This window comes from Candidatus Methylomirabilota bacterium (assembly GCA_035764725.1).
Taxonomy (GTDB): Bacteria; Methylomirabilota; Methylomirabilia; order Rokubacteriales; family CSP1-6; genus DASRWT01.
The window spans coordinates 164,027-190,450 of the sequence record DASTYT010000047.1; the positions used below are offsets into that span (position 1 = coordinate 164,027).

Annotated in this window: 29 protein-coding genes; 17 read left to right on the forward strand and 12 right to left on the reverse strand. The window is 71.1% G+C overall.

Translation table 11 applies throughout. The features are described from left to right. Positions 1–8: 8 nt before the first annotated feature. From phnY to VFX14_07810, 12 genes are all read right to left on the reverse strand, one after another. Positions 9–1,439 (reverse strand): phosphonoacetaldehyde dehydrogenase, encoded by a 1,431-nt coding sequence (gene phnY, locus VFX14_07755; GenBank protein ID HEU5189567.1) that lies wholly within the window; start codon positions 1,437–1,439, stop codon positions 9–11. Positions 1,440–1,448: 9 nt separating this feature from the next. Then, a complete protein-coding gene (gene phnA / locus VFX14_07760; GenBank protein HEU5189568.1) occupies positions 1,449–2,699 on the reverse strand; it encodes a phosphonoacetate hydrolase in 1,251 nt (416 codons plus the stop codon). Between the two features lie 95 nt (positions 2,700–2,794). Then, complete coding sequence (locus VFX14_07765) at positions 2,795–3,949, reverse strand: site-2 protease family protein (GenBank protein HEU5189569.1); 1,155 nt, start codon at positions 3,947–3,949, stop codon at positions 2,795–2,797. Positions 3,950–3,959: 10 nt separating this feature from the next. Then, entirely contained in the window at positions 3,960–4,409 is a 450-nt protein-coding gene (locus VFX14_07770; protein ID HEU5189570.1) for a ribonuclease III domain-containing protein, read from the reverse strand. Continuing rightward, entirely contained in the window at positions 4,410–5,663 is a 1,254-nt protein-coding gene (gene fabF, locus VFX14_07775; GenBank protein HEU5189571.1) for a beta-ketoacyl-ACP synthase II, read from the reverse strand. A gap of 10 nt (positions 5,664–5,673) precedes the next feature. Then, entirely contained in the window at positions 5,674–5,910 is a 237-nt protein-coding gene (locus VFX14_07780) for an acyl carrier protein (protein ID HEU5189572.1), read from the reverse strand. 73 nt (positions 5,911–5,983) lie between these two features. After that, positions 5,984–6,736, reverse strand: coding sequence for a 3-oxoacyl-[acyl-carrier-protein] reductase (gene fabG / locus VFX14_07785; GenBank protein HEU5189573.1), 753 nt, complete (start codon positions 6,734–6,736; stop codon positions 5,984–5,986). Further along, positions 6,733–7,677 carry an ACP S-malonyltransferase gene (gene fabD / locus VFX14_07790; GenBank protein ID HEU5189574.1) on the reverse strand — a complete coding sequence of 315 codons (945 nt, stop codon included), beginning with the start codon at positions 7,675–7,677 and terminating at the stop codon, positions 6,733–6,735. The genes fabG and fabD overlap by 4 nt, the downstream gene beginning before the upstream one ends. Positions 7,678–7,684: 7 nt before the next feature. Continuing rightward, positions 7,685–8,665, reverse strand: coding sequence for a beta-ketoacyl-ACP synthase III (locus VFX14_07795; protein HEU5189575.1), 981 nt, complete (start codon positions 8,663–8,665; stop codon positions 7,685–7,687). Next, a complete protein-coding gene (plsX, locus tag VFX14_07800) occupies positions 8,662–9,687 on the reverse strand; it encodes a phosphate acyltransferase PlsX (protein ID HEU5189576.1) in 1,026 nt (341 codons plus the stop codon). The genes VFX14_07795 and plsX overlap by 4 nt, the downstream gene beginning before the upstream one ends. A 21-nt stretch (positions 9,688–9,708) precedes the next feature. Then, positions 9,709–9,891 carry a 50S ribosomal protein L32 gene (gene rpmF, locus VFX14_07805; protein HEU5189577.1) on the reverse strand — a complete coding sequence of 61 codons (183 nt, stop codon included), beginning with the start codon at positions 9,889–9,891 and terminating at the stop codon, positions 9,709–9,711. Positions 9,892–9,903: 12 nt separating this feature from the next. Next, the gene (locus tag VFX14_07810; GenBank protein HEU5189578.1) at positions 9,904–10,416 is read right to left on the reverse strand and encodes a DUF177 domain-containing protein; all 513 of its coding nucleotides are present in this window, start codon (positions 10,414–10,416) and stop codon (positions 9,904–9,906) included. A 162-nt stretch (positions 10,417–10,578) separates the two neighbouring features. Here VFX14_07810 and htpX point away from each other — a divergent pair, with 162 nt between their 5' ends. From htpX to VFX14_07895, 17 genes are all read left to right on the forward strand, one after another. Then, positions 10,579–11,433 (forward strand): zinc metalloprotease HtpX, encoded by an 855-nt coding sequence (gene htpX, locus VFX14_07815; GenBank protein HEU5189579.1) that lies wholly within the window; start codon positions 10,579–10,581, stop codon positions 11,431–11,433. Positions 11,434–11,535: 102 nt separating this feature from the next. Next, on the forward strand, positions 11,536–12,240 hold the full coding sequence (gene ccmA, locus VFX14_07820; GenBank protein ID HEU5189580.1) for a heme ABC exporter ATP-binding protein CcmA: 705 nt from the start codon (positions 11,536–11,538) through the stop codon (positions 12,238–12,240). Then, positions 12,237–12,917, forward strand: a complete 681-nt coding sequence (locus tag VFX14_07825) for a heme exporter protein CcmB (GenBank protein ID HEU5189581.1) — start codon at positions 12,237–12,239, stop codon at positions 12,915–12,917. The genes ccmA and VFX14_07825 overlap by 4 nt, the downstream gene beginning before the upstream one ends. Next, positions 12,917–13,597 (forward strand): cytochrome c biogenesis protein CcsA, encoded by a 681-nt coding sequence (gene ccsA, locus VFX14_07830; protein HEU5189582.1) that lies wholly within the window; start codon positions 12,917–12,919, stop codon positions 13,595–13,597. Before VFX14_07825 ends, ccsA begins: the two co-directional genes overlap by 1 nt. Beyond that, a complete protein-coding gene (locus VFX14_07835) occupies positions 13,587–13,733 on the forward strand; it encodes a hypothetical protein (GenBank protein HEU5189583.1) in 147 nt (48 codons plus the stop codon). Before ccsA ends, VFX14_07835 begins: the two co-directional genes overlap by 11 nt. Beyond that, positions 13,730–14,182 carry a cytochrome c maturation protein CcmE gene (locus VFX14_07840; protein ID HEU5189584.1) on the forward strand — a complete coding sequence of 151 codons (453 nt, stop codon included), beginning with the start codon at positions 13,730–13,732 and terminating at the stop codon, positions 14,180–14,182. Before VFX14_07835 ends, VFX14_07840 begins: the two co-directional genes overlap by 4 nt. A gap of 4 nt (positions 14,183–14,186) precedes the next feature. Continuing rightward, positions 14,187–16,142 (forward strand): heme lyase CcmF/NrfE family subunit, encoded by a 1,956-nt coding sequence (locus tag VFX14_07845; GenBank protein HEU5189585.1) that lies wholly within the window; start codon positions 14,187–14,189, stop codon positions 16,140–16,142. Then, positions 16,139–16,669 carry a TlpA disulfide reductase family protein gene (locus VFX14_07850; protein ID HEU5189586.1) on the forward strand — a complete coding sequence of 177 codons (531 nt, stop codon included), beginning with the start codon at positions 16,139–16,141 and terminating at the stop codon, positions 16,667–16,669. Before VFX14_07845 ends, VFX14_07850 begins: the two co-directional genes overlap by 4 nt. Next, positions 16,666–17,142 (forward strand): cytochrome c-type biogenesis protein, encoded by a 477-nt coding sequence (locus VFX14_07855; GenBank protein HEU5189587.1) that lies wholly within the window; start codon positions 16,666–16,668, stop codon positions 17,140–17,142. The genes VFX14_07850 and VFX14_07855 overlap by 4 nt, the downstream gene beginning before the upstream one ends. After that, entirely contained in the window at positions 17,139–18,110 is a 972-nt protein-coding gene (locus tag VFX14_07860; protein HEU5189588.1) for a tetratricopeptide repeat protein, read from the forward strand. Before VFX14_07855 ends, VFX14_07860 begins: the two co-directional genes overlap by 4 nt. Positions 18,111–18,262: 152 nt before the next feature. Continuing rightward, positions 18,263–19,279: an extracellular solute-binding protein gene (locus tag VFX14_07865; GenBank protein HEU5189589.1), complete on the forward strand. Its 1,017-nt coding sequence runs from the start codon at positions 18,263–18,265 to the stop codon at positions 19,277–19,279. A gap of 1 nt (position 19,280) precedes the next feature. After that, positions 19,281–20,969, forward strand: coding sequence for an iron ABC transporter permease (locus VFX14_07870; protein HEU5189590.1), 1,689 nt, complete (start codon positions 19,281–19,283; stop codon positions 20,967–20,969). An 83-nt stretch (positions 20,970–21,052) separates the two neighbouring features. Further along, positions 21,053–23,065, forward strand: coding sequence for an NAD-dependent DNA ligase LigA (ligA, locus tag VFX14_07875; protein ID HEU5189591.1), 2,013 nt, complete (start codon positions 21,053–21,055; stop codon positions 23,063–23,065). Further along, a complete protein-coding gene (locus VFX14_07880; protein ID HEU5189592.1) occupies positions 23,065–23,715 on the forward strand; it encodes a tetratricopeptide repeat protein in 651 nt (216 codons plus the stop codon). Before ligA ends, VFX14_07880 begins: the two co-directional genes overlap by 1 nt. Further along, on the forward strand, positions 23,715–24,947 hold the full coding sequence (gene thrC, locus VFX14_07885; GenBank protein HEU5189593.1) for a threonine synthase: 1,233 nt from the start codon (positions 23,715–23,717) through the stop codon (positions 24,945–24,947). Before VFX14_07880 ends, thrC begins: the two co-directional genes overlap by 1 nt. After that, the gene (locus VFX14_07890; protein ID HEU5189594.1) at positions 24,938–25,633 is read left to right on the forward strand and encodes an RraA family protein; all 696 of its coding nucleotides are present in this window, start codon (positions 24,938–24,940) and stop codon (positions 25,631–25,633) included. The genes thrC and VFX14_07890 overlap by 10 nt, the downstream gene beginning before the upstream one ends. A gap of 21 nt (positions 25,634–25,654) precedes the next feature. Beyond that, a complete protein-coding gene (locus tag VFX14_07895) occupies positions 25,655–26,422 on the forward strand; it encodes an endonuclease/exonuclease/phosphatase family protein (GenBank protein ID HEU5189595.1) in 768 nt (255 codons plus the stop codon). Positions 26,423–26,424: the final 2 nt, after the last annotated feature.

A 26,424-nucleotide genomic window follows, 5' to 3' on the forward strand; every position in this document is an offset into this window, starting at 1 on the left:
GGCCACGCTCAGGCCCAGGGCAAGGAGTAGGTCTTCACGTTGGTGAAGCTCTTCATCGCCTCGAGCACGCCCTCCTTGTAGCCCAGCCCTGAGTCCTTGATCCCCCCGAACGGCGAGCTCTCGAGGCGATAGCCCGGCACCTCGCGGATGTTCACCGTGCCCACCTCGAGCCCATTCACGAAGCGCGTGATCCAGTCGAGGCGATTGGTGCAGACGGCCGACGAGAGCCCATACGGGGTGGAGTTGGCGATGCGAATGGCCTCCTCGATGTCGCCGAAGCGGATGACCGGCGCCACCGGGCCGAAGGTCTCGCGCGCCACCAGCTCGCAGTCGGCCGGCACGCGGTCCACCACGGTGGGGCTGTAGAGGGCGCCGCGGCGCTCGTGACCGTGGAGCAGCCGCGCGCCACGCCCGATCGCGTCGTCGACCAGGCCCTGGAAGCGGCTGGCCGCCGCCTCGTCGATCACGGTGCCCATGTCCACCGTCGGGTCCATGGGGTCGCCGTACTTGACGAGCCGCGTCTTCTCGACGAGGAGATCCACGAAGCGCGCGGCCACCGACTCCTGGACGAGGATGCGCTTCACCGCGGTGCAGCGCTGACCGGAGTTCTTGTACGCGCCCGACACCGCCAGCGACGACGCCTCCTGGAGGTCGGCGTCCTCCATCACGATGAGGGGATCGTTACCGCCCAGCTCGAGGACGGCGCGGCGATACCCCATCCTGGCGGCGATGTACTTGCCCGCCTCCACCCCGCCGGTGAACGTAATCAGCTCGGCATCGGGATTGGTGATGAGCTCGTCGGCGATCTCGCGGGGATCGCCCGTCACCATCGACAGCATCGCCGGCGGCAGCCCCACGTCGTAGAGGATGTCGGTCAGGAGCAGCGCGGTGAGCGGCGTCTTCTCCGAGGGCTTCAGCACCATGCGGTTGTTGGTGGCGATGGCCGGGGCCACCTTGTGCGCGACCTGATTCAGCGGGTGGTTGAAGGGCGTGATCGCTCTGATCGCCCGCAGCGGCTCGCGCTGGGTGTGGATGCGCCGGCGCCGGCCCTGCGCGCTGATGTCGCAGGAGAAGGTCTGGCTGTCGTCGACGAGGGCGGCGTGGGAGGCGAATGTGAAGACGTCGCAGGCGCGGCCCACCTCGTAGAGCGTGTCCTTCTTGCAGAGGCCGGACTCCGCGGTGATGAGGTCGGCGATCTCCTCGCGCCGCGAGGCCAGGCGGTCGGCGGTCCGGCTGAGGATCAGGGAGCGGTCGTGGCGCGAGAGGGGCGAGCGGAAGGCCCGCGCCGCCGCGAACGCGCGCTGCACCTGGGCCACCGTCCCCTTGGGCACGGTGCCGACCAGCGCGCCGTTCCACGGGTTCTTGACCTCGATCACACGCTCGCCCGAGCCCACGTGCTCCCCGGCGATGCGCATGCTTTCGCGACGGATGTCGGCCATGACGGCTCCTCAGGCGGCGTGGTTGAGCGCGACGTCGTAGATGTCGAAGTTCCGGAGGCGCGCCGCGGGAGACAGGCCCGGGGCGGGCCGGCTCACGATCAGCGGGACCCGCTGCTCGCTGAGGCCGCCGTGGGAGCGGAGCGGCGCGTCCAGCCCCGAGAGATCGTGCCGGGCTTCCGCGGTGCCGATCACCCAGTCCTTCCGCGACACCGCGACCACGTCGCCCATCCGGTCCTTGGGCAGCTCGAAGCGCCGGCAGGCTTCGTCGCGGTCCAGCACTACCTCCATGCCGGCGACGGCGGCGATCCGCGTGACCATGGCCGCCGCGTCGACCCCCCCGGGCAGATGCACGGTGGCGAAGGAGCCGAGGGCGCCGTGGTGGACCACGTACGGATCGGTGATGGGGAGGATCACCCGGGCGCGGCCCGCGCCGATCCACCCGTCGAGCACATCCTGGAGGTAGATCACCTGCGGCCGCCCCGCGGCGTCGGTCTTCCCGTTCATCCCGTGATCGGCGGTCAAGGCCACGGTGGCGCCGAGCGCGTCCAGACGCGCGAGATAGCCGTCCATCATCCGGTAGAACGCGTTGGCCTCCGGCGTCCCCGGCGCGTGCTTGTGCTGCACGTAGTCGGTGGTGGAGAGATAGACGAGGTCGGGCCGCCGGGTCTCCATGAGCTTGACGCCCGCGGCGAACACGAACTCGGAGAGCGCCGCGCTGTACACCGAGGGCACCGGCCGCCCGAGCCACGCGGCGGCATCGTCGACGCCGTGCTCGGCGCGCGTCGTCCCGGCGGCGCGCTCGGACGAGAAGCACGCCGCGGTGCCATCGGGCCCGAGGCGCAAGCCCTCGCCGAGCAGACGGCGCAGCTTGTCCTTCGCCGTCACCACCGCGACGGCGGCGCCGGCCTGGGAGAAGGCGGCGAGGATCGAGTCGGCGCGCAGGTACTTGGGGTCGTTCATCATCACCTCGACCCCGGCGTCCGCGTCCCAGAAGTAGTTGCCGCAGATCCCGTGCACCGACGGGGGCGCGCCCGTCACGATGGAGAGGTTGTTGGGATTGGTGAAGCTCGGGATGACGCAGTCGGCGATCCGATCCGTTCCCCGGGCCCGCGCCACGGTCAGCCAAGGCGTGACGCCTGCCGCCGCCGCGCGCGCGAGGTAGTCGGGCTCGCAGCCGTCCACGCAGACGACCACCAGGGGACGGCGGGGCCAGGCATAGGTCCGGCCGTTCACGGTCAGCGAGCGTGGGGACTGACTCATCGAAGCCTCCTCGGAGCCCGGCAGGGCGCGCCCCGAGCATACAACAGCGGCGCCGGACGTCGACAGCCGGGCGAGGTGGGTGCCGACCGCCGTAGTTAGGTGAAGGAGAAGGGAACGGGCGGGACCAGCAGCACGAGCAGCACGAGACAGAGCACGCCGACCGCGTAGCGCCCCGGCGACAACGGGGTGACGTCGTCGAGGGGCGGGCTGTGGTGGAACCCGATGAGGATGGCGATCAGCCCCGCGAACACGATCCAGTTGAGCGAGCCCGAGATCGCGCCCAGCGCGATCAGAGCCACGAAGGTCGCCAGCGACACCTTGCGGTGCTGGGGCCCGAACAGCGCGTAGACGATGCGCCCGCCGTCGAGCTGCCCCACCGGGAAGAGATTGAGCGCGGTGACGAACAGCCCCACCCAGCCGGCGAGCGCGACGGGATGCACGAACACGTCCATGCCATCCGGGATCCTGCCGAACATGAGCCAGGTCATGAGGCGCATGAGGAGGGAGTCGCCGAACGCCATCGTGCCGCCATCCGGGATCGCGGCCACGTGCGACCACGAGAGCCCCAGCCACAGGGCGGGGATCGCGATCACGAGGCCGGCGAGCGGGCCGGCGGCGGCGATGTCGAACAGCGAGTTGCGGTCGCGCGCGGGCGAGCGCATGCGGATTACCGCGCCCAGGGTCCCGAAGAGGAACAGGGGCGGCGGCGCCGGGATGAAGTAGGGCAGGCTCACCGAGGCCCCGTAGGCGCGCGCGGTGAAGTAGTGGCCGAACTCGTGGGTCCCCAGGATGGCGAGCAGCGTGAATGCGAAGGGCAGCCCGTCGAGGAGGCGCGCGGGCTCCACCAAGGGATCGAATGTCACCCAGGGGAAGGAGCCGGCCACCATGGACCCCGCGGCCAGCGTGGAGAACACCGTCAGGATGAACAGCGCGAGGTTGAGCCCGATGCGCGCGGCCTCGGCCACGTCACCCAGCGGCAGCACCTGGATCCAGGTGTGCCCGCGCTCCCGGTTGATGAAGGGGGCATATCCGTGGGGGCGGAGGCGCCCCTGGAGCAGGTCGCAGGCGCGGCCCGGCTCCATCAAGAGCTCACCCCCGAAGATGAAGGCATTGCCGCGGGCGCCCTGCTCGCTGATCGCGAGCACGTCCTCCACATTGCGGCGGGCGAGGTCCTGCAGCACGAGGAATCGCTCGGACGGCGCCGCCGGGAGCGGCCGCCGGCCGTGTCGTGTGAAGGGCCAGAGCGGCATCACGTTCACGCTACCACAGGGCCACCGAGGCGACCACGCGGCGGGCTCCCGCGAGGCCCGCCTCGAGATAGATCCCGCCCAGCAGGGCTTCGAACGCGGTGGCGAGCACGGATTCCTTGCTCCCCCCGCCCGTCTGCTGCTCCCCGCGCCCGAGCCGAAGTTGGGTGCCGAGTCCCAGCCCCTCCGCCCAGCGCGCGAGGCTCGGCCCCGAGACCAGGGCGGCGCGGCGCGGCGTCAACACGCCGACGGCCGCGTCGGGATCGGTGGCGCGGAGATGCTCGGCGACCACGAGGGCGAGGACGGCGTCGCCGAGGAAGGCCAGGGCCTCGTTGTCGCGCGTGCCGGGATGCTCGTTGGCGAACGAGCGGTGGGTCAGGGCTTCGAGGAGCAGCGCGCGGTCGCGGAAGGCGTGACCGATCCGCGACTCGAGGGGGGCAAGCCCGTCCGGCGCGCCGGTCACCTAGGCGCGGTATTTCCGGAAGGCGAGCGTGGCGTTGGTGCCGCCGAAGCCGAACGCGTTGCTGAGGGCGACCTCGACGTCCTGCTTGCGCGCCTGATTGGGCACGTAGTCGAGATCGCAGTCCGGATCCGGCTTCTCGTAGTTGATGGTGGGAGGCAAGACGCCGTGATGGATGGCCAGCGTGGTGGCGATGGCCTCGATGCCGCCCGCCGCCCCGAGGAGGTGCCCGGTCATGGACTTGGTGGACGACACCGGCACCCGCTTGGCGTGCTCGCCGAACACCCGCTTGATCGCGAGGGTCTCGAACTTGTCGTTGTAGGGCGTGGACGTCCCGTGGGCGTTGATGTAACCCACCGTGGAGGGCTCGATCCCGCCGTCCCGCAGCGCGGCGGCCATCGCGCGGGCCGCCCCGTCGCCCTCGGGATCGGGCGCGGTCATGTGATGCGCGTCGCCCGTCATCCCGTAGCCCACCACCTCGGCGTAGATCCGCGCGTCACGGCGGCGGGCGTGCTCGAGGGACTCCAGGATCACGAGGCCGCCGCCCTCGCCGCACACGAAACCGTCGCGCTCGGCGTCGAACGGCCGCGACGCCTTGGAGGGCTCGTCGTTGCGGGTGGACATCGCCTTCATCTGGCAGAAGCCCGCGATGGTGAGGGGAATGATGATGGCCTCGGCACCGCCCGCGATCATCACGTCCGCGTCTCCACGCTGAATGATGCGCGTGGCGTCGCCGATGGCGTGATTGCCGGTGGCGCAGGCGGTGACCACGGAGGAGTTCGGGCCCCGCGCGCCGAAGCGCATGGAGATGAGCCCGGAGGCCATGTTGATGATGAGCATCGGGATGAAGAACGGCGACACCCGGTCCAGCCCCTTGTCGAGGAGCACCTTGTGGGATTCGAGCAGCGTGCTGATGCCCCCGATGCCCGAGCCGACGAGGACGCCGAAGCGATCGCCGTCCTCCTTGGCGGGGTCGAGGGCGGCGTCCTCCACCGCCATCACCGCGCAGGCCAGCGCGTACTTGAGGTAGAGGTCGAGCTTGCGGTCGTCCTTCTTGTCGACGTACTTGAGCGCGTCGAAACCCTTCACCTCGCCGGCGATCCGCGTTGGAAATCCAGCCGAGTCGAAGCGGGTGATCGGCCCGATCCCGGACTTGCCCTGGGTGAGCGCCGCCCAGAACTCCTCGGCGGTGTTGCCGACGGGCGTCACCGCCCCCAGTCCGGTGATGACGACCCGCGTCTTCTCCACGGCGCTCACGGCGTGCGACTCAGACTTTTTCCTTGATGTAGCGGATCGCGTCGCCGACCGTGGTGATCTTCTCCGCATCTTCGTCGGGGATCTCGAGGCCGAATTCTTCCTCGAAGGCCATGACGAGCTCGACGGTGTCGAGCGAGTCCGCGTTGAGATCCTCGATGAACTTCGCCTCCGGAACAACCTCGTCGGGGCGCACTCCCAGGTTGTCGCAGATGATCTCCTTCACCCGCTCGTCTACTGGCTTGGTCATCAACACCTCCTCATCGCACGCTGGTGTGCGTCTTCGTCCCGCCCGATTGCTCCGGTCCCACTGCCGGCCATCCTCACATGTACAGCCCACCGTTGACGTGGATGACCTGGCCGGTGATGTACCCACCGCCCTCACCGGCCAGGAACCGCACGACCTCGGCCACGTCCTTCACCGTCCCGATCCGCTTCAGCGGGACCTGCTGCATCAGGGCCTCGCGAGCCTCGGCGGGAATAGCCGCCGCCATGTCCGTCTCGATGAGCCCCGGCGCCACCGCGTTCACCAGGATGTTCCAGTGCGCCAGCTCGCGCGCCGACGCCTTGGTGAGCCCGATCACGCCCGCCTTCGCCGCCGAGTAGTTCGCCTGTCCGGCGTTCCCCATCGCCCCCGCGGCCGAGGAGATGTTGACGATGCGTCCACCCTTCTGCCGCATCATCACCTTCCCCGCTGCGCGCGTCATGAGGAACACGCCGCGCAAGTTCGTATCGAGCACCTGGTCCCAGTCGTCGTCCTTCATCCGGACGAGCAGCTGGTCCCGCGTGATGCCCGCGTTGTTCACGAGGACATCGATGCGCCCGAAGCGCTCCTTCGCCGCCTCGACGAGCCGATCGGCGTCCTCGCGCTTGGCCGCGTCGGCGACCACCGCGAGCGCGCTTGCGCCCAATGCTTCCAGCTCTTTCGCCGCATTCTCGAGCCGGGCCGGATCGCGGCCAGAGACTACCACGGAAGCCCCGTCATCTGCCAGCGAGCGGGCCACCGCCAGGCCGATTCCGCGCGTCCCGCCGGTGACCAGCGCCACCTTCCCGGCGAGGGGCTTGGCCTCGCTCATGCGGGGGCGTTCCCCGCGAGGTCGCGGACCGTCCGGTCCAGGGAGGCCGCGTCCTCGACGTTGTGCCCGCGCGCGCCGTCGAGCGTGCGCTTGAGCAGGCCGGCGAGCACGCGCCCGGGGCCGACCTCCACCCACGCATCCCCGCCCTCACGGGCGAGCCGGGCGAGACAGTCCGTCCAGCGCACCGGGCTCGCCACCTGCTGCACGAGGAAGGGCTTGACCTCCTCCGCGGTGGTGGTGACCCCGGCGTCGACGTTGCGCACCACCGGGATGCGCGGCGGCTTCACCGTCACGCCCTCGAGCGCGGCGGCGAGGCGGTCGGCCGCCGGCTTCATGAGCGCGCAGTGGAAGGGCGCGCTCACCGGCAGCAGCATGCTCTTCTTCCCGCCGCGCTCCGCGGCCACTTTCACCGCGCGCTCGACCGCCCCGCGGTGGCCCGCGATGACGATCTGGCCCGGCGAGTTGATGTTGGCCACGCCCACCACCTCGCCCTGGGCCGCCTGAGCGCACGCTTCCTCGGCCCCCGCCAGCTCCATCCCGAGCAGCGCGGCCATCGCGCCCGTGCCCACCGGCACCGCCTCCTGCATGAACTCGCCGCGGCGGCGGACCAGCCGCGCCGCGTCCGCGAAGGCGAGCGCCCCCGCGACCACCAGGGCCGAGTATTCGCCCAGGCTGTGGCCGGCGGCGAGCGCGGGCGTCACGCCGCGCTCGGCCAGCGCGGCGGCGCCGGCGACGCTGGCGGTGAGCACCCCGGGCTGGGTGTTCGCGGTGAGGCCGAGATCGGCCTCGGGCCCCTCGAAGCACAGGCGGGAGAGGGAAAAGCCGAGGGCCTCGTCGGCCTCCGCCCACACGCGGGCGGCGGCGGGCGACGCGGAGGCCAGGTCCTTGCCCATGCCGACGGACTGCGAGCCCTGGCCGGGAAACAGGAAGACCGTGGTCACGGGCGGGTTACCAGCGCACGAGGGCGGCGCCCCACGTGAAGCCGCCGCCGAACGCGGCGAGGAGCACGAGGTCGCCGGTATTGAGGCGCTTGGCCGACCACGCCTCCTCCATCGCCACGTAGACCGACGCCGCGCCGGTGTTGCCGTAGCGGTCCACGTTGATCACGACCTTCTCCATTGGCACCTTGAGACGCTTCACCGCCGCTTCGATGATGCGGAGGTTGGCTTGGTGGGGGATGAAGAGGTCGAGGTCCTCGGCGGTGAACCCGTTGCGAGTGAGGATGCGCTCGGCCGCCTCGCCGAACATGCGCACCGCCACCTTGAACACCTCGTTGCCCTTCATCTTGGCGTAGTGCATCCGCTGCGCCACGGTCTCGTGGGTGGCGGGGTTCCGCGAGCCGCCGCCGGGCTGATAGAGCAGCTCCCAGTAGCGGCCGTCGGAGTAGAGATCGGTGTCGATGATGCCGGACTCGCCCTCCACCGCGCGAAGCACCGCGGCCCCCGCCGCGTCGGCAAGGAGGATGCACGTGCCGCGATCGGTGTAGTCGGTGATGCGGGAGAGGCACTCCGCGCCCACGCAGAGCACCGTGCGGTACTTCCCGGTCTGGACGTACTGGGCACCCACCGAGAGGCTGTACACCGAGCCCGCACAGGCGGCGTAGAGGTCCACCGAGCCGGCGTTGCGGCAGCCCAGGCGGTGCTGGACGAGATTGGCCGTCGTGGGAAACGCCATATCGCCGGTGGTGGTGCCGACGACAATGAAGTCGATCTCCCGGGGCTCGACCCCGGCGCGCTCCATCGCCTGCTGCGCCGCGCGGAGCGCGAGGTCGGAGGTGGCCTCGTTCTCGGCGGCGATGCGGCGCTCGCGGATGCCGGTGCGCTGGACGATCCACTCGTCCGAGGTCTCCACCATCTTCTCCAGCTCGGCATTGGTGAGGACCCGCTGGGGAGCGTAGGCGCCCACACCCACGATCTTGGCGCGCTTCATTCACGTCCTCCCTCGCGCCCCTCGGCAAGCACCGATTCGGCCTCGAGCGCGGTCTTGATGTGGTCGTTCACGTTGTTGCGCACCCATTCCGTGGCCACGCGCAGCGCGTTCTTGATCGCCTTCACCGGTGAGGCGCCGTGGCAGATGATCGACGCGCCGTTGATGCCGAGGAGCGGCGCTCCGCCCATCTCCGTGTAGTCCACCCGCCGCTTCATGCGCGCGAACGCGCGTTGGGCCAGCACCGCGCCCGCCTTCGACAGCACGTCGCGCGTGAGCTCCTCGCGGATCATCGAGGTGAGCATCTCGGCGAGGCTCTCGGACACCTTGAGGCATACGTTGCCGGTGAAGCCGTCGGTGACCACGACGTCGCAGCGGCCGTTGTAGATGTCGCGCCCCTCGATGTTGCCGACGAAGTTGAGGGACGAGCCCCGGAGGCTCTCGAATGTGTCCTTGACCAGCTCGTTGCCCTTCCCTTCCTCCTCGCCCACGGAGAGGAGGCCCACGCGGGGATTGTCCTTGCCGATGATGTCCCGCGAGTACACGTGGCCCATCACCGCGAACTGGAAGAGGTGGCGTGGCTTGGGGTCGACGTTGGCGCCCGCGTCGATGAGCACGGTGAAGCCAGCCAGACTCGGCAGCGCGGTGGCGATGGCGGGCCGCTCGACGCCGGGGAGGAGCCCGAGCACGAACATGCCGATGGCCATCGCGGCCCCCGTGTTCCCCGCGGAGACGAGCGCCTGGCACTCGCCGTCCTTGACGAGGTCGGCAGCCACGCGCAGCGACGAGTCGCGCTTGCGGCGCAGCGCCTGGGAGGGCGCCTCCGCCATGCCCACGACCTGGGTCGCGTGGCGGATAGACAGGGGAAGGTCCTGCGCCTTCAGGCGGAGGATCTCGCGCTCGATGGCCGCCTTGTCGCCGACCAGCACCGAGGCGATCTCATGCTCGCGAGCCGCGACGACGGCGCCCTCCACCACCACCGCGGGCCCGAAGTCGCCTCCCATCGCATCGAGCGCGATCTTCATGGGAGCAGGAGGAATGGGGCGCTACTCGCCCTCGACGGTTAGGACCTCGCGCCCCTTGTAGAAGCCGCAGTGCGGGCAGATCTGGTGCGGCAGCTTCGTCTCGCGGCACTGGGGGCAGATGGACCGTGTGGGCGTGGCCATCTTGTAGTGCGTGCGGCGCTTACGGCCGCGGGTCCGGGAATGACGTCGTTTGGGCAGCGGCATCGGCGTGGGCTCCTATCGTGAGAGTCGGTCCGCCAGGCCCTTCAGCGGCGCCCAGCGCGCATCGGTCCCGCGCTCGGGGCAGCCGCAGGCCGTGACGTTTCGGTTGGCGCCGCACACCGGGCACAGTCCCCGGCAATCCTCGCGGCAGAGTGGCTTCATGGGCAGCGCCAGGCTTGTTTCCGTCTCCACCAGGGCTCCCAGGTCCAGTTGATCGTGCATGTACACGTCGGTCTCGAGATCGTCGGAGCCGAGCTCACGCTCCTCGGCGCGGCCCGGCGGCGCGGGGAGAAAGCGGGCCTCGACCTCCGGCGCCACCTCCGTCGCGAACGGCTCGAGGCACCGGCCACAGACCTGGGGCACCCGCGCTCTCAGCCTACCCCGGACGAAGACCGCATCCCCGTCCCTTTCGACGAGCAGGTCCACGCCGGACAGGGTCCAGGCTGGATCCGCGAAGGGCTGGCCCAGGGAGTCCGGTCCCTCGATCCGGAGACCCTCGTCGGGAATCTCCGAGACCCGGACGATCATGTCGACAACCTCGGTTAAAGATTCAAGAAACAAGGCGCTTTTCAACAACCGCGCCAGTATAGACACGCCGGAAAGGGCTGTCAACCCAAAACCCCCGGGGGGCTGCTCAACTTGACGACCCTGGGGGCCGCTGTTAGCATTCCCAGCGGGAGGACCACCCACATGGGAAATGTGCTTAAAACCGGATTTCTTCTGGCCGTTCTGACCTGCCTCGTGGTCCTCGTAGGCCAGGCGATCGGGGGCCAGCAGGGCATGCTAATCGCGCTGGTCATGGCACTGGTCATGAATTTCGTCAGTTACTGGTTCTCGGACAAGATGGTTCTGGCCATGTACCGGGCTCAGCCCGTGGACGAGGCGGCGGCGCCGGAGCTCTACGGCGTGGTCCGGGGCCTCGCCACCCGGGCCCAGGTGCCGATGCCCAAGGTCTACATCATCCCCACGGATACCCCGAACGCCTTCGCCACCGGGCGCAATCCCGAGCATGCGGCGGTCGCGGTCACCGAGGGGATCATGCGCATCCTCAACCGCGAGGAGCTCGAGGGCGTCATCGCGCACGAGCTGTCGCACGTGAAGAATCGCGACACGCTGATCATGACCATCGCGGCCACCATGGCGGGCGCCATCACCTATCTCGCCCACATGGCGCAGTTCGCGGCCATCTTCGGCGGCTCGCGCCGCGACAGCGACGAGCGCGGCGGCGGGGTGTTCGGCGCCCTCGCCCTGGCGATCCTCGCTCCCATTGCCGCGATGCTGGTGCAGCTGGCGATCTCCCGCGCCCGTGAGTTCCACGCCGACGCCACTGGGGCCCGGATCGCCGGCAAGCCCTTTGGGCTCGCCTCGGCCCTGGAGAAGCTCGATCAGGCGTCCAAGGCGCTCCCGATGGATGCCACGCCGGCCACCGCGCATCTGTTCATCGTGAATCCGCTGAGCGGCAGCATGCTGCGCAGTCTGTTCTCCACGCACCCGTCCACGGAAGAGCGCGTCGCGCGCCTGCGCGCCATGGCGCTCACCCGCTGACCACGCTTCCCTCGGCCGTCAGGGGGGGAGACAACCTGCCGTCTCCCCCCTCGTGCTCTCGCCGGCCGCGCCCGATGATGGTCTGGCAATGATGCCTTCGCGATGATCGCGGCCACCGGCCTCAGAAAAACCTTCGGGGCCACCCTGGTGCTCGAGGATGTCATCCTGGACGTGCCCGCCGGACAGTGCCTGGCCGTACTCGGGCCCAACGGGGCGGGCAAGACCACGCTGCTCCGCATCCTCGCCACGCTGGCGCGGCCCAGCGCGGGCACGCTCCGCATCGATGGGGTGGATGCGCTGCGCGAGCCCGACGCGGTGCGCGCGCGCATCGGCATGGTCGCCCACGGCTCCCACGTCTACGAGGACCTCACCGCGCTGGAGAACCTCCGCTTCTGGGCGGCGATGGGCGGGCTCGACGCGAGCCCCGCGCGCCTTCGCGAGCGGCTCCAGGCGGTGGAGCTGGACACCGTCGCCGACGAGCGCGCGCGCACGTTCTCCGCGGGCATGAAGCGGCGGCTGGGCCTCGCGCGCGTCACCCTGGGGCAGCCGCGCCTGCTCCTCCTGGACGAGCCGTTCAACGGGCTCGACCGCCGGGGCCAGAAATGGCTGGGCGAGTTCTTGCTCGCCTTCAAGGCGGGCGGCGGCACCATCGTCCTGGCGACCCACGGCTTCGCGAGCGCCCTCGCCGTGGCCGACCGGGCGGCGATTCTCGTGGGCGGCCGGATCGCGCTGGACCGGGCCGCGGCGGGGCTCGAGCGCGAGGCGCTGCACCGTCTCTACGATGACCTGATCGAGGCCGAGCGATGAGCGGGTACGCGCGGCGGGTGGGCATCGTGCTCTGGAAGGATCTCCTCGTCGAGCGGCGCACCAAGGAGAGCCTGAACGCGCTCCTCTTCTTCGGGTTGCTGCTCCTCTTCCTCTTCCAGTTCTCGCTGGGGCCGGACCGCGCGCAGGTCGAATCCGTTCTGCCCGGCTTGCTCTGGCTGGGCTTCGTCCTCGCGGGGCTGCTCGGACTGGGGCGGAGCTTCCTCGCCGAGCGCGACAACGACTGCTGGGAGGGCCTGCTCCTCACGCCGGGGGACAAGTCCGCCATCTATCTCGGCAAGCTCGCGGCCAACCTGTGCGTGATGGGCGCGGTGGAGCTGGTAATCCTGGCCCTGTTCGGCCTCTTCTTCGACGTGGATCTCAGCCGGGCGCTGCCGGGGCTCGCGGTGGTGCTGCCGCTCGGCACGCTGGGGCTCGCCACGGTGGGCACGCTCTTCGCCGCCGTCACCGCCCAGGTCCGGGCCCGCGAGCTGCTCTTCCCGGTCCTGCTGCTGCCGGTGCAGGTGCCGGTGTTGCTGGCCACCGTCAGCGCCACCCAGGTCGCGCTCGCCGGCCAGCCGCTGGCCGACGCGCGCGCGTGGCTTCAGCTCCTCGCCGCCGCTGATCTCGTGTACCTCGTGATCGGGCTGCTCACCTTCGAGTTCGTGCTGGAGGTTTGATGCCCCACCGTCCCCTCGTGCGCGCCCTCGGCTGGCTGGCGCTGCTCGCGCTGCTCGCCGGGCTGAGCATGGCCTTCGGCTACGCCCCGCGCGAAGCCGTGCAGGGCAACGTGCAGCGGATCATGTACGTGCACGTGCCGGCGGTGCTGACCGCCTACCTGGCGTTCGGGCTCGTGCTGATCGGCAGCATCGGCTACCTCGCGACCGCCCGGATGGGCTGGGACCGGCTCGCCGCCGCTGCCGCGGAGCTGGGCGTGCTTTTCACGGGCATCACGATCGCGTCCGGCTCGATCTGGGGCAAGCCGACCTGGGGCACCTGGTGGACGTGGGACGCGCGGCTCACCTCGACGGCGATCCTCTTCCTCGTGTACGTGGGCTACCTCCTGCTGCGCGCGACGGTGGAGGAGCCGGAGCGGCGCGGCCGCTTCGCCGCGGTGGTGGGCATCGTGGGCGCCGCCAACATCCCCATCGTCCACTTCTCGGTGAAGTGGTGGCGGGCTCTGCATCAGCCGTCGACGATACTGGGTCCCGAGCCTTCGCCCATCGCCGCGCCGATCGCGCTCGCCCTGCTCGTGAACTGGGTGGCCTTCACCCTCCTCTTCGCGTACTTCCTCACCCGCCGCGTCGAGATCGCCCGGCTGGAGGACGCCGCGCTCCAGGGAGCCGTCCGTGCCCGATAAGGTGATGCCCGACCACTGGGGATACGTGCTGGCCGCGTACGGCCTCGCCGCCGCCGCGCTGCTCGGCTACTGGCGCCATCTCCTGCGCCGCGCCCGCGGCCTCGTCGCGCGCCGGGCCGGCAGACCGACGGCATGAAGCGCCGCGCGAAATTCCTCGCCGGGGGGGCCGTGATCCTGGCCGCGCTCGTCTATCTCGTCTACGCCGGGGTGAGCCAGTCCGTCGTCTACTTCGTGACGCCGGCGGAGCTGCTTGCCGCGCCGGCCGCGGGGAAGACCTATCGGCTGGGCGGCATGGTGCAGCCGGGCAGCCTCGTGTGGCAGCCGCGCACGCTCGACCTCCGCTTCACGCTGTCCGACGGAAAGGCCACGGTGCCGGTGCGCCACAAGGGCACCCCGCCCGATCTCTTCGCCGAGGGGCGCGGCGCCGTGGTCGAGGGCGCATGGAGCGGCGAGGGCTACTTCAAGGCGACGACCATCCTCGCCAAGCACTCCGAGGAGTACAAGGCGCCGCACGACCCCTCCCAGACCGGCTACAAGGAGCTCCTGAAGACGCTCCGCGGCGACCAGGCGTCGCAGCCCCGATGAGCCCATGCTGATCGGCGCGCCGGAGATCGGCTACGCCCTCACGGTGGTGGCGCTGGGGCTCGCCCTCTGGGGTGGCGCCGCCGCAGTCACCGCCGCGCGCGGCGGTCGGCCCGCGCTGCTCGCTTCCGCGGAGCGCGCCGCGGTGGGCGTGTGGGCGCTCGTAACCGGCTGCATGCTCGTGCTCGTCCACGCGTTCCTGACCTTCGACTTCTCGATCCGCTACGTGGCGGCCAACACCAATCGCGGCACGCCGTTCTACTACCGCATCACCGCGCTGTGGGGCGCGCTGGAAGGCTCGATCATCCTGTGGGCCTGGCTGCTCGGCCTCTACATGCTCATCGTGGTGATCCGCTACCGCCGGCGGCAACCCGAGCTCTACCCGTGGGTGCTCACCGTCATGCTCGCGATCCTCGCCTTCTTCCTCCTGGTGATGACGGTGCCGGCGCCGCCCTTCGAGCGCCTGTCGCCGGTGCCGCCGGACGGACGCGGCCTGAATCCGCTGCTCGAGGACTCGGGCATGATCACGCACCCGGTGGCGCTCTATCTCGGCTTCACCGGCTTCACCGTGCCCTTCGCGTTCGCCATGGCCGCCCTCGCCCTGGGTCGCACCGGCGAGGAGTGGATCACGATCACGCGGCGCTGGACCATCATCGCCTGGTATTTCCTCTCCCTCGGCCTGCTGATCGGAGGCTGGTGGAGCTATCACGTGCTCGGGTGGGGCGGGTACTGGGCGTGGGATCCGGTGGAGAACGCCGCCTTCATGCCGTGGCTCACCGGCACCGCGTTCCTGCACTCGGTGATGATCCAGGAGCGGCGCCGCATGCTGAAGCTCTGGAACCTCACGCTCATCATCCTCACGTTCGGGCTCACGCTCTTCGGCACGTTCCTCACGCGCTCCGGAATCATCGGCTCGGTGCACGCGTTTACCCAGGGCTCGATCGGCGCGTTCTTCCTGACCTTCCTCGCCCTCGTGCTCCTCACCTCCTTCTCGCTGCTGGCGTGGCGCATGGACCGCCTCAAGGGACAAGGCGAGCTCGACTCCATCGTGTCGCGCGAGTCCGTGTTCCTGCTGAACAACGTCTTTCTCGTCGCCGCGAGCTTCGCGGTGTTCTTCGGCACGATCTTCCCGCTCCTCTACGAGGCGGTGTGGCAGGAGAAGGTCAGCGTGGGCGGGCCGTACTTCAACACCATCAACATCCCGCTGTTCCTGGGCCTCCTGTTCCTGATGGGCGTGGGGCCCCTCATCGCGTGGCGGCGCGCCTCGATGGAGAGCCTGCGACGGAATTTCCTCAAGCCGGTGCTCGCCGGCGTCGTCGCGGCCGCCCTCCTGCGCGTGATCGGCATCGGCAACGCGCTCGTGCTGCTGGCCGCGGGACTCGTGGTCTTCGTCGCCGGGACCATGGCGCTCGACTTCTGGCGGGCGGCCCGGGCACGCCGGCGCACTGGGGACGGCTGGCGCGCCGCCACCTTCGGGCTGCTCCTGCGCCAGAACCGGCGCTACGGCGGCTTCGTCGTGCACCTGGGCATCCTCGTTGTCGCTCTCGGCGTCGCCGGCTCGCAGGCCTGGTCGCTCCAGACCGAGGCCACGCTCGCGAAGGGCGAGAGCGTCGAGCTGGGCGGCTATCGGGTGCGCTTCGACGGCGTCGACGCCAGCGAGGAGTCGAATCACGCCAAGGTAACGGGCACGTTCAGCGTCACTCACGGCGCGCGGCCCGTCGACGTGCTCCAGCCGGCCAAGAAGTTCTACCCGCAGGAGCAGACACCGATCGCCTACGTGGACTACCGCCTCGGCTTTTTCGAGGACGTCTACCTCGTCCTGGGCGACTTCGCCCGCGACGGCTCGCACGCCACCATCAAGGTGCAGGTCAACCGCATGGTGTCGTGGCTCTGGCTGGGCGGGCTGGTGCTGACCCTCGGCACCGTGCTCGCGGTGCTGCCCGATCGGCGGAGGCCCGCATGAGCCGTCTCCGCTGGGTGATCCCGCTCGCAGTGCTGCCCGTGATCGCGCTCCTCGCCTATGGCTTCTGGACGGATCCGCGGGGCGAGGTGAAATCGCCCCTCATCGGCAAGCCCGCGGCGCCGTTCACCCTGAGCACGTTCACCGGCACGCCGGTGTCGCTGGAAGGCCTCCGGGGTCGCGTGGTCCTCGTCAACTTCTGGGCCTCGTGGTGTATTCCCGCCTGCTACGAGGAGGCGCCGGTGCTCCAGGAGGTGTGGCGTGACTACGAGCGGCGCGGCCTCGCCGTGGTCGGCATCAACGTGCAGGACAAGGACGATGCGGCGCGGAAGTTCATGGAGCAGTTCGGCTTCACCTTCCCCAACGCGATGGACGTCGGCGGCAAGGTCGCGGTGAACTACGGGGTCTACGGCGTGCCCGAGACCTTCCTCATCGACAAGAAGGGCCGCATCCGCGAGCGGAAGGTGGGCGCGGTGGACGCGGAGGCGCTCCGCGGCCACGTCGAGCGGCTCCTCGCCGAGTCCTCATGAGGCGTGCGGCCGCCGTCTTCGGCCTCGTCATGGCCGTGGGCGTCCTCGGCTTCGGGCTCGCCCTCGCGGCGGCGCCGGTGGACGAGCAGACCGTGCATGCGATCGCCGCCCAGCTCCGTTGCGTGGTGTGCCAGAGCCTCTCGGTCGCGGACTCCCCCTCGGAGACCGCCCACCAGATGCGCGACATCATCCGCGAGCGGCTCGCCGCGGGCGAGACGCCGGAGCAGGTCACTGCCTACTTCGTGGCGCGCTACGGCGACTGGATCCTCCTGGCGCCGCCGCGGCGCGGCTTCACCCTGCTCGTGTGGGTGGTGCCGTACGTGGGGCTCGCGCTCGGCCTCGTGGTGGTGGCCGTCGCGATACGCCGCTGGAGCCGGGTCACGGCCGGCCGTCGCGCCGCCGCGCCGCCCCCCGAGGTGGACGCGGCCACGCGCGAGCGCATCCGCCGCGAGATGGCGGAAGGCGGGCCGTGAGCGGCGGTCAGGTCGTCGCGATCCTCGCGCTGGCCGCGCCGATCGCCCTGCTGGTGCTCTGGCCGCTGCTCCGCGCGCGGAGCGCGGACCGCGTACCGGCGGCGCCCGTGGGCGAGGACCGGCGCCTCGAGCTCGACGAGGAGCGGGCCACGGTGTACCGCGCGCTCCGCGAGCTGGACTTCGATCACCAGGCCGGGCACCTCGCCGACGACGACTACCAGGCGCTGCGCGCCACCTACGAGGCGCGGGCCGCGGCGGCGCTGAGCGCCCTCGATGCCCTGGGCGCCCCGCCCGAGCCCGCACGGCGCGCCGCTCCCGAGCGCGCGCGGGCGGCGCAGGCGTGGACGCGGAGCCCCGCGGCACTCGCGGTGGGCGGCGTCCTGCTCATGATCTTCGGCATCGTGGTCGGCGTGAGCATGGGACGCTACACCGAGTCGGTGCCCGCCGCGCCCATGGGCGCGCCATCCGTCCCCGCGATGCCGCCCCCCACGGGCCGCCTCAGCGAGCCAGCGCCCGGCGGCCCGACGCCCGGCGGCGTAGCGGCGCCCGGCCGCCCGATCCCGCCGGAGATGCTGCAAGGCATGCTGCAGGCGGCGCGGCAGAGCCTGATGGCGGGACGCTACGCGGAGGCCATCGCCGCCTATCAGGCCGTGCTCAAGCGCGAGCCGCGGAACGTGGACGCGCTCACCCATCTTGGCTTTATCGTGGCCCTGGGCGGCCATGCCGACCCCGCGCTCGAGACCATCGACAAGGCCCTCGCCATCGATCCGGACTACGCGCTCGCCCACTACTACCGCGGCCAGGTGCTCTACGAGGCCAAGGGCGATGCCGCAGGGGCCATCAAGGAGTGGGAGCGATTCCTCGCCCTGGTGCCGTCGGGGCCGGAGCACGATCAGGTCAAGGCCCTCATCAAGGACGCGCGCGTCCGGCCGGCGCCCGCCGCCGCGCCGACACCGCTTCCCCGCTGACGCGGCCCGGCCCGCCCACCTCGGCGGCCCGTCGCCCCGCGCGGGGACGATTAGCGTTGACTGCGCGGTCGACTTAGGGCTACCTTAGCCGCGACATCGGGGCCTTCCCGACCACAACCCCTCCGCTCAGCCTCCCCCACAGGAGACGCTCCATGCGCATGTCAACGAATCGGACGACGCGGGGGGCCATCGCCGGCGCCGCCGTCCTGCTCTGCGGCCTCGCGAGCGCCGCCGTCGCCAACGAGGTCGTGGTCTACTCCGCCCGCTCGCACTACGGGCAGGAGCCGGCCATCGAGGCCTTCACCAAGAAGACCGGGATCCAGGTCAAGAGCCACGGGGGCAACTCCTCCGAGCTCTTCGATCGTCTGAGGGCCGAAGGCGACAAGACGCCCGCCGACGTGCTCATCACGGTGGACGCGGGCAATCTCTGGAGCGCCGCCCAGGCCGGGCTCCTGGCAAGGATCGACGCGCCGGAGATCCAGGCGAACGTGCCCGCCAACCTCCGCGATCCCGACGGCCGCTGGGTGGCGCTGACGATGCGCGCGCGGACCATCATGTACAACACGAGGAAGGTGAAGCCCGAGGAGCTCTCCACCTACGAAGCGCTCGCCGATCCCAAGTGGAAGAACCGGATCTGCCTCCGAACGTCCGGCTACATCTACAACCAGTCCTTCCTCGCCACCATGATCAAGCGCCAGGGCGAGCCGAGGGTCGAGACGGTGGTGCGGGGCTGGGCGGCCAATAACCCCTCCCTGATCAACGGCGACACCAAGATTCTCGAGTCCATCGCCGCCGGGCAGTGCGACGTCGGGATCACCAACACGTACTACCTGGCCCGCATCCTCGCCAAGGATGCGGCCTTCCCGGTGGCGCCGTTCTTTGCAAATCAGCAGACCACCGGCACCCACGTCAACATCTCCGGCGCCGGCATCACCGCCCATGCCAGGAACAGGGCGAACGCGGTGAAGCTCCTCGAGTTCCTCACCTCGCCCGAGGCGCAGCAGATGTTCGCCGACTCGAACTTCGAGTATCCGGCGAACCCGCAGGCGGCGGTGAATCCGATCCTCGCCCGGTGGGGGAAGTTCAAGCAGGACGACATCAACGTGGCCGCCGCGGGCGAGCTCCAGGCCGCCGCGACCAGGCTCGCCGACCGCGCCGGCTACAAGTAGGGTGCCCGCGCCCCCGCGCGCGGCGGCTGCCTCCCTCGGAGGGCAACCCGCCGCGCGGCCGCACGGAACGGAATGGACGATCGCCGCCATCCTCGTGGCGGCCGGGCTCGCCGCGCCCGTGCTCGTGGTGCTCTCCTCCCTCCTGTCCCCGCGGGGCGAGATCTGGCGCCATCTCTGGCGCACCCAGCTCGCCGAGCTCCTGCTCAACACGCTCGCGCTGCTCGCCGGCGTGGCCGGCGGCACGCTTCTCGTGGGGACCGTGCTCGCGTGGCTGGTGGTGCACTACCGCTTCCCCGGGCGCGACCTCTTCGAGTGGGCACTCATCCTTCCCCTCGCGGTGCCGGCCTACGTGATCGGCTTCGCGTTCCTCGGGCTCTTCGAGTTTGCGGGCCCCGTGCAAACGGCGCTGCGCCGGCTCTTCGGCCCCGGCGTCCGCCTTCCCGAGCTGCGCTCGTGGGGTGGCGTGGTGCTGATGATGACGCTGGTGTTCTACCCTTACGTCTACCTGCTCGCGCGGGCGGCCTTCCGCGAGCAGGGCTCCGCGGCGGTGGAGACCGCGCGCAGTCTCGGGCGTTCGCCCACGCGGGCCTTCCTCGAGGTCACGCTGCCCCTGGCCCGGCCGTCGCTGGCCGCCGGCGTCGCCCTCGCGATGATGGAGGCTCTCGCCGACTTCGGCACCGTGGCGACCTTCGGCTATCGGACGCTCACCGAGGGCGTGTACCGGGTCTGGTACGGGATGTTCGACCGCATCGCGGCGAGCCAGCTCGCCGCCGTGCTGCTGCTGTTCTCCGCCGCGCTTCTCTGGCTGGAGCGCGCCTCGCGCGGCCGCCGGCGCTTCGTGCAGCGCCCGCGCCACGGTCCGGAAGCGGCGCCGGTCACGCTGCGCGGCGTCCGGGCGCTCGCCGCGTTCGCTGCCTGCGGCGGCGTCCTCGGCCTGGCCTTCGCGCTGCCCGTGGGTCAGCTCGTGGTGTGGGCGGCGCAGGCCGTCCGGGCCGGGCGGGTGACGCCGACATTTCCGGCGCTGCTCGCCAACACGCTCGCCCTCGCGAGCGTGGCCGCCCTCGCCGCGTGCGCGGTGGCGGTGACGCTGGCTTACGCCCTGCGCTTGCATCCCGCGCCGGCCACGCGCGCGGCGAGCCGCCTTGCCTCCCTCGGCTACGCGCTGCCCGGTGCCGTCATCGCCGTGGGCGTGCTCATCCCACTCGCCGCGCTCGATCGGTCGCTCGTGCCCCTACTCGAGCGTCTGCTGGGGCGCCCGCTCGGTCTGCTCTTCACCGGCTCGGCCGTGGGTCTCGTGTACGCGTATCTCGTGCGCTTCATGGCGGTGTCGCTCCAGACGGTCGAGGCGAGCCTCACGCGCATCCCGCCGAGCCTCGACGATGCCGCGCGCGCCCTCGGGGTGAGCGCGCGCGGCGCGCTCCGGCGCGTGCACCTGCCGCTGCTGCGCGGCGGCCTCGCCACCGCGCTGGTACTGGTCTTCGTGGAGACCATGAAGGAGATGCCGGCCACCCTGCTGCTGCGCCCCTTCGGACTCAACACGCTTGCCATCGAGGTGTGGGAGCACACGTCGGAGGCCATGTGGCAGGAGGCGGCGGTGCCCGCGCTCGCCATCGTAGTCGCGGGGCTGGGGCCCGTGCTGCTGGTGATGCGCTGGAGCCGCCTGCCGGTCTCGCGAGGGGAGGATCCATGACGAGGGCCACCACATTCGCGGAGCTCCGCGGGCCGCCCGCCTCCTGAGCGCGCGCGGAGGGCGTGCTATTCTCGGGTTTATCCATGGCTCGAGAGCAGGACGCCGCCGCCCGTGTCGAGACGCTTCGCCGTGAGATACGGCGGCACGACGAGCTCTATCACGCCCAGGACCGCCCGGAGATCGCGGACGCCGAGTACGACGCGCTGAAGCGCGAGCTCGTCGCCCTCGAGGAGGCGCACCCCGAGCTCGTCACCGCCGACAGCCCCACCCGCACGGTGGGCGCGCGCCGCAGCGAGGCCTTCGCTCCCGTCGAGCACCGAGGCGCCATGCTGTCGCTCGACAACGCCATGAGCGTGGACGACCTCCGCGAGTTCGAGGCGCGCCTGCGCCGCGCCCTGCCCGGCGCGAGCTTCCAGTACGTGTGCGAGCCCAAGATCGACGGCCTCGGCGTGGCGCTCCTCTACGGGCGCGGCCGATTCGTGCGCGGGGCCACCCGGGGCGATGGCCGCGTCGGCGAGGACGTCACCCATACCCTCGCCACGCTCGCCCAGATTCCCAAGCGGCTGCATGGGCCGCTAGCCAGCGTCGCCGAGCTGGAGGTCCGCGGCGAGGTGTACATGCCGCTCGCCGCATTCCGGAAGCACAACGCGGCGCTGGTGGAGGCGGGCGAGGAGCCCTTCGCCAATCCCCGCAACGCCGCCGCGGGCGCGGTGCGCCAGAAGGACCCCGCGATCACCGCGTCCCGGCCGCTGGCCATCTTCCTCTATCACGTGAGCGAGGCCGCGGGCGCGCGGCCCGGCTCGCACTGGGACACCCTGGAGGCCCTGCGCGCGAACGGCTTCCCGGTGAATCCGGAGTCGAAGCGGTGCGAGAACCTCGACGCGGTCATCGCCTACTGCGCCGAGCTCGAGGCGCGCCGCGACGGGCTCGACTACGAGGCCGACGGCGTGGTCGTGAAGGTCGACGACCTCGAGCAGCAGCGGCGGCTCGGCGCCACCTCCCATCATCCCCGCTGGGCCATCGCGGTGAAGTTCGCCGCCCGCCAGGCCACCACCCGCGTGCTCGCCATCGAGGTCAACGTGGGGAAGTCCGGCGCGCTCACCCCGGGCGCGTCCCTCGAGCCGGTGCAGCTCGCGGGCGTGACCGTGCGCGCGGTGAGCCTGCACAACGAGGACGAGGTGCGGCGCAAGGACGTGCGCGTGGGCGACACCGTGCTCATCGAGCGCGCGGGCGACGTTATCCCCTATCTCGTGCGGGTGATCGAGGAGAAGCGGCCGGCCCGCACCGAGCCGTTCCGGATGCCCGACCACTGCCCGGTGTGCGGCGGCGCTGCCGTGCGCGCGGAGGGCGAGTCGGTGTGGCGCTGCACCAACAGCGCCTGCCCCGCCCAGCTCAAGGAGCGGCTCTTCCACTTCGGCTCGCGGCGCGCCATGGACATCGAGCACCTCGGGGAGGGGGTGATCGCCCAGCTCGTCGACAGCGGCCGTGTCACCGACTTCGCCGGCCTCTATTCCCTCACCGTCGACGAGCTGGCCGCGCTCAATCGCCTGGCGAAGAAGTCGGCCTCCAATCTCCACGACGCGATCCAGAAGTCGAAGGACCGCGGCCTCTCGCGCCTCCTCAACGCCCTCGGGATCCGGATGATCGGCGAGCGGGCGGCGCAGCTCCTCGCCTCGCGCTTCGGCACCATGGAGCGCTTGCAGGCCGCCAGCGCGGAGGAGATCAACGACATCCATGGTATCGGCCCGGAGATCGCCCGCGCCGTGCGCTCGTTCTTCGACGAGCCCCGAAACCAGGAGACGATCCATCACCTGGCCGAGGCAGGTGTGCTGATGCGGGAGGAGGGGCACACCGAGGGCCCGCGTCCGCTGGACGGGAAGACGGTGGTGCTCACTGGCAGCCTCCGCACCCTCAGCCGCGATCAGGCCAAGGATCTCGTGCTCCGTCTGGGCGGGCGCGTCACCGGCTCCGTCTCCAAGAAGACCGACTACGTGGTGGTGGGCGAGGAGGCGGGCTCGAAGGCTGACGCCGCCAAGCGCCTCAAGGTGCCCACGCTGGACGAGCAAGGGTTCCTCGCCCTGGTGGGGCGCGCGTGATGCGTCTCGCCGCGGCGCTCGCCGTTGTTCTCGTCGCCGGCGCCGCGTGGGCGCAGACGCCGGCCCCGCCCCCGGCCAGCCGCGACCAGGCCCTGGCCGACCTCACGCAAGCCGACGTCGAGGCGCGCCGGCGCGCCGCGGCGGCGCTGGGGGAGGTCGGGCGCATGGAAGACGTGCCGGCCCTCGTGCAGGCGCTTCGCGACGGCGACGGGATCGTGCGCGCCCTCGCCGAGAACTCGCTCTGGGGCGTATGGAGCCACTCGGGCGATCCCGAGATCGACGCCCTGTTCGAGCTCGGCGTGGAGCAGATGAACCTGCGTCAGGGGCCCGCCGCCATCGCTATCTTCACCCGGATCATCGAGAAGAAGCCCGAGTTCGCCGAGGGCTGGAACAAGCGGGCGACCGTCTACTTCCTGATGGGCGAGTACGAGCAGTCGCTCCACGACTGTGACGAGGTGATGAAGCGCAATCCCTCCCACTTCGGCGCCCTCGCCGGCTACGGCCAGATCTATCTGCGCCTCGGTCTGCCGGAGCGGGCGCTCCCCTACTTCCAGCGGGCCCTCGCGGTGAATCCCAACATGGAGGGCGTGGCGCAGATGGTCGAGGAGATCAAGGCGCTCCTCGCCGAGAAGCGACGGGAGAGCGTCTAGTGGGCCGGCCCGCGCGCGTCGCCTGCCCGCGTTGCGGCGAGCCCGGCGACCTCGCCGCGCCGCCCGCGGTGTGCGCGCGCTGCGGGACCGTGATGGAGATCGAGATCGATCTCGGCTTCGCCCGGCCGGGCCTCGCCGAGCGCATCCGCCGGCGGCCGCGCGGGCTCTGGCGCTGGCACGAGTTCCTCCCCGTCGACGCGAGCCGTGGAATCACGCTTGGTGAAGGCGACACCCCGCTGCTCCACGCGCCCCGCCTTGCCCGCGAGCTCGGCCTCGAGCGGCTGCACGTGAAGAACGACACCGTGCTCCCCACCGGCTCGCTCAAGGACCGGTCGGTGACGGTGGCCCTCACGCATGCCCGCACCCTGGGCGCCGGCACGGTGGGCGTGGCCTCGAGCGGCAATCACGCGGCCTCGGTGGCCGCCTACGCCGCCGCCGCCGGCGTGCCCGCCGTCGTGATGGTTCCCGCCGCGACCTCGCCGGCCAAGGTGCTGCAGGCGCGCGCCCACGGCGCGACCCTGCTCGCGGTGCGCGCGGGCTTCGACGCGACCTTCGCCCTCTTCAAGGAAGCGCTCAAGGCCTTTGGCTGGTACTCGTGCCTCTCCACCAATCCGTGGCGAAACGAGGGGAAGAAGAGCTACGCCTTCGAGACCTGGGAGGATCTTCGCGGCGAGACGCCGGACTGGATGCTTCACCCCATCGGGGGCGGGCTCGGCGTGACCGCGTGCTGGAAGGGGTGGCGCGAGCTGGTCGAGCTCGGCTGGGCCTCCCGCGTGCCGAGAATGGTGGCCGCCCAGCCCACTGCCGCCGATCCCATCACGCGCGCGTTCGAGGCGGGCGCCGACCACGTGGCGCCGATCGCCGCCGCCGACACCGTGGCCCAGGCCATCGCGGTGGGCGCCCCCAGCCTCGGCTGGCGCTGCCTCGACGCCGTGCGCCGCAGCAGCGGCGCCGCCGCGAGCGCCACCGACGCCGAGCTCCTCGAGGCGCAGGCCCTGCTCGCCCGCACCGCCGGCATCTACTGCGAGCCGTCCGCGGCGGCCTCCGTCGCGGTGGCGCGTCGCCTGCGCCGGGATGGCCGCATCAAGGCCACCGACCTCGTGGTCTGCGTGGTCACTGGCCACGGCCTCAAGCAGCCGGGCCCCGTCGAGCCGGCCCCGATGCACACCGTGGACCCCACTCTCGCCGCCGTGGAGGCGGCCCTCAGCAAAGGAGACCCGACGTGGCGCTGACCACCCAGCAGATCGACGCCCTCAAGAAGATCACCAGCCCCAGCGTGGCCAATGCCATCGAGACGTTCAATGTCCGGCCGCGCGAGCAGGGCAATCTCTCCTCGGACATCAAGGCCCTTTTCCCGGAGATGGGGCCGATGGTGGGCTATGCCTGCACCGCCATCATCCGCGCCGAGTCCGGGCCCATCGAGGGGCATCGGGCCAGCCTCTTCGGCTGGTGGGACTTCATCCAGACGATCCCCGCGCCGCGCGTGATCGTGGTGCACGACCTCGACGACCCGCGAGGCCAGGGCGCGCAGTGGGGCGAGGTGCAGGCCAACATCCACCGCGCGCTGGGCTGCGTCGGCGTGGTGACGGACGGGTCCGTGCGCGACCTCGACGAGGTCCGCGCGCTCAATTTCCAGTTCTGCGCGGCTCACGTGTCGGTGTCGCACGCCAACGTGCACATGGTGGACTTCGGCATCCCCATCAAGGTCGGCGGCGTCTGGATCAAGCCGGGCGACCTCGTGCACGGCGACCAGCACGGCGTGGTGACGATCCCCCAGGAAATCGCGCCTGGCATCCCCGACGCCATTGCCAAGGTCGAGGCCAACGAGAAGCGCATCATCTCCGTGTGCCAGAGCCGGGACTTCACCGCGGAAAGGCTCAAGGCGCTCTACAAGGAGATCCGCCCCGGTACGTATTGATCGGGGGTGGGCGGCGCAGGCATGCGGCTGGTTGGCTGGAACATCCGGGCGGGCGGCGGGATCCGCGCTTCGGCGCTCGCCGCCCAGCTGGGCCGCTGGGCGCCTGACGTCGTGGCGCTCTGCGAGTTCCGCGCAACGCCGCCCAGCGCCGCTCTGGCCCTCGCCCTCGCCGGGCAGGGGCTCACGCATCAGGCGACCACCGCCGACCCGCGCCGGCCCGGCGTGAACGCCCTCCTCATCGCCTCGCGCTGGCCCCTTCGCCGCCTCGCCGCGCGCGCCTGGCCGTGCGAGCGGGGCCGCTGGCTCCTCGCCGAGGTGGGGGCGCCGCGCCCCTTCACGGTGGGCGCGATGCACGTGCCCAATCGCGACACCGGCCGCAAGTGGCCGTTCCTCGACGCGGTGCTGCGCACCGCCACGCGCTGGGCCGACGGTCCCGCCGTGCTGATCGGCGACACCAATTCCGGCCGCCCCGGCGTCGACGAGGCGCCGACCTGCAAGGTGGGCTTCAACGCGCGCGAGGGCGGATGGATCGAGGGCCTGGAGGGGGCGGGCTGGCGCGACGGCTTCCGCCATCTCCGCGGTGACGAGCGCGCCTACACCTGGTACTCGCCCAACGCGCGCAACGGCTTCCGCCTGGACCAGGCCTTCGTGAACGCCGAGCTCCTCCCCGCTCTCGGCGACGTCCGCTACGAGTGGGGCCGGCGGCGGCCGGGGCGGCGGCCGAGCTTCGCCCTGTCCGATCACGCCGCGCTGCTCCTCGACTTCCACGCGGGCGCGCCTCTACAATGACG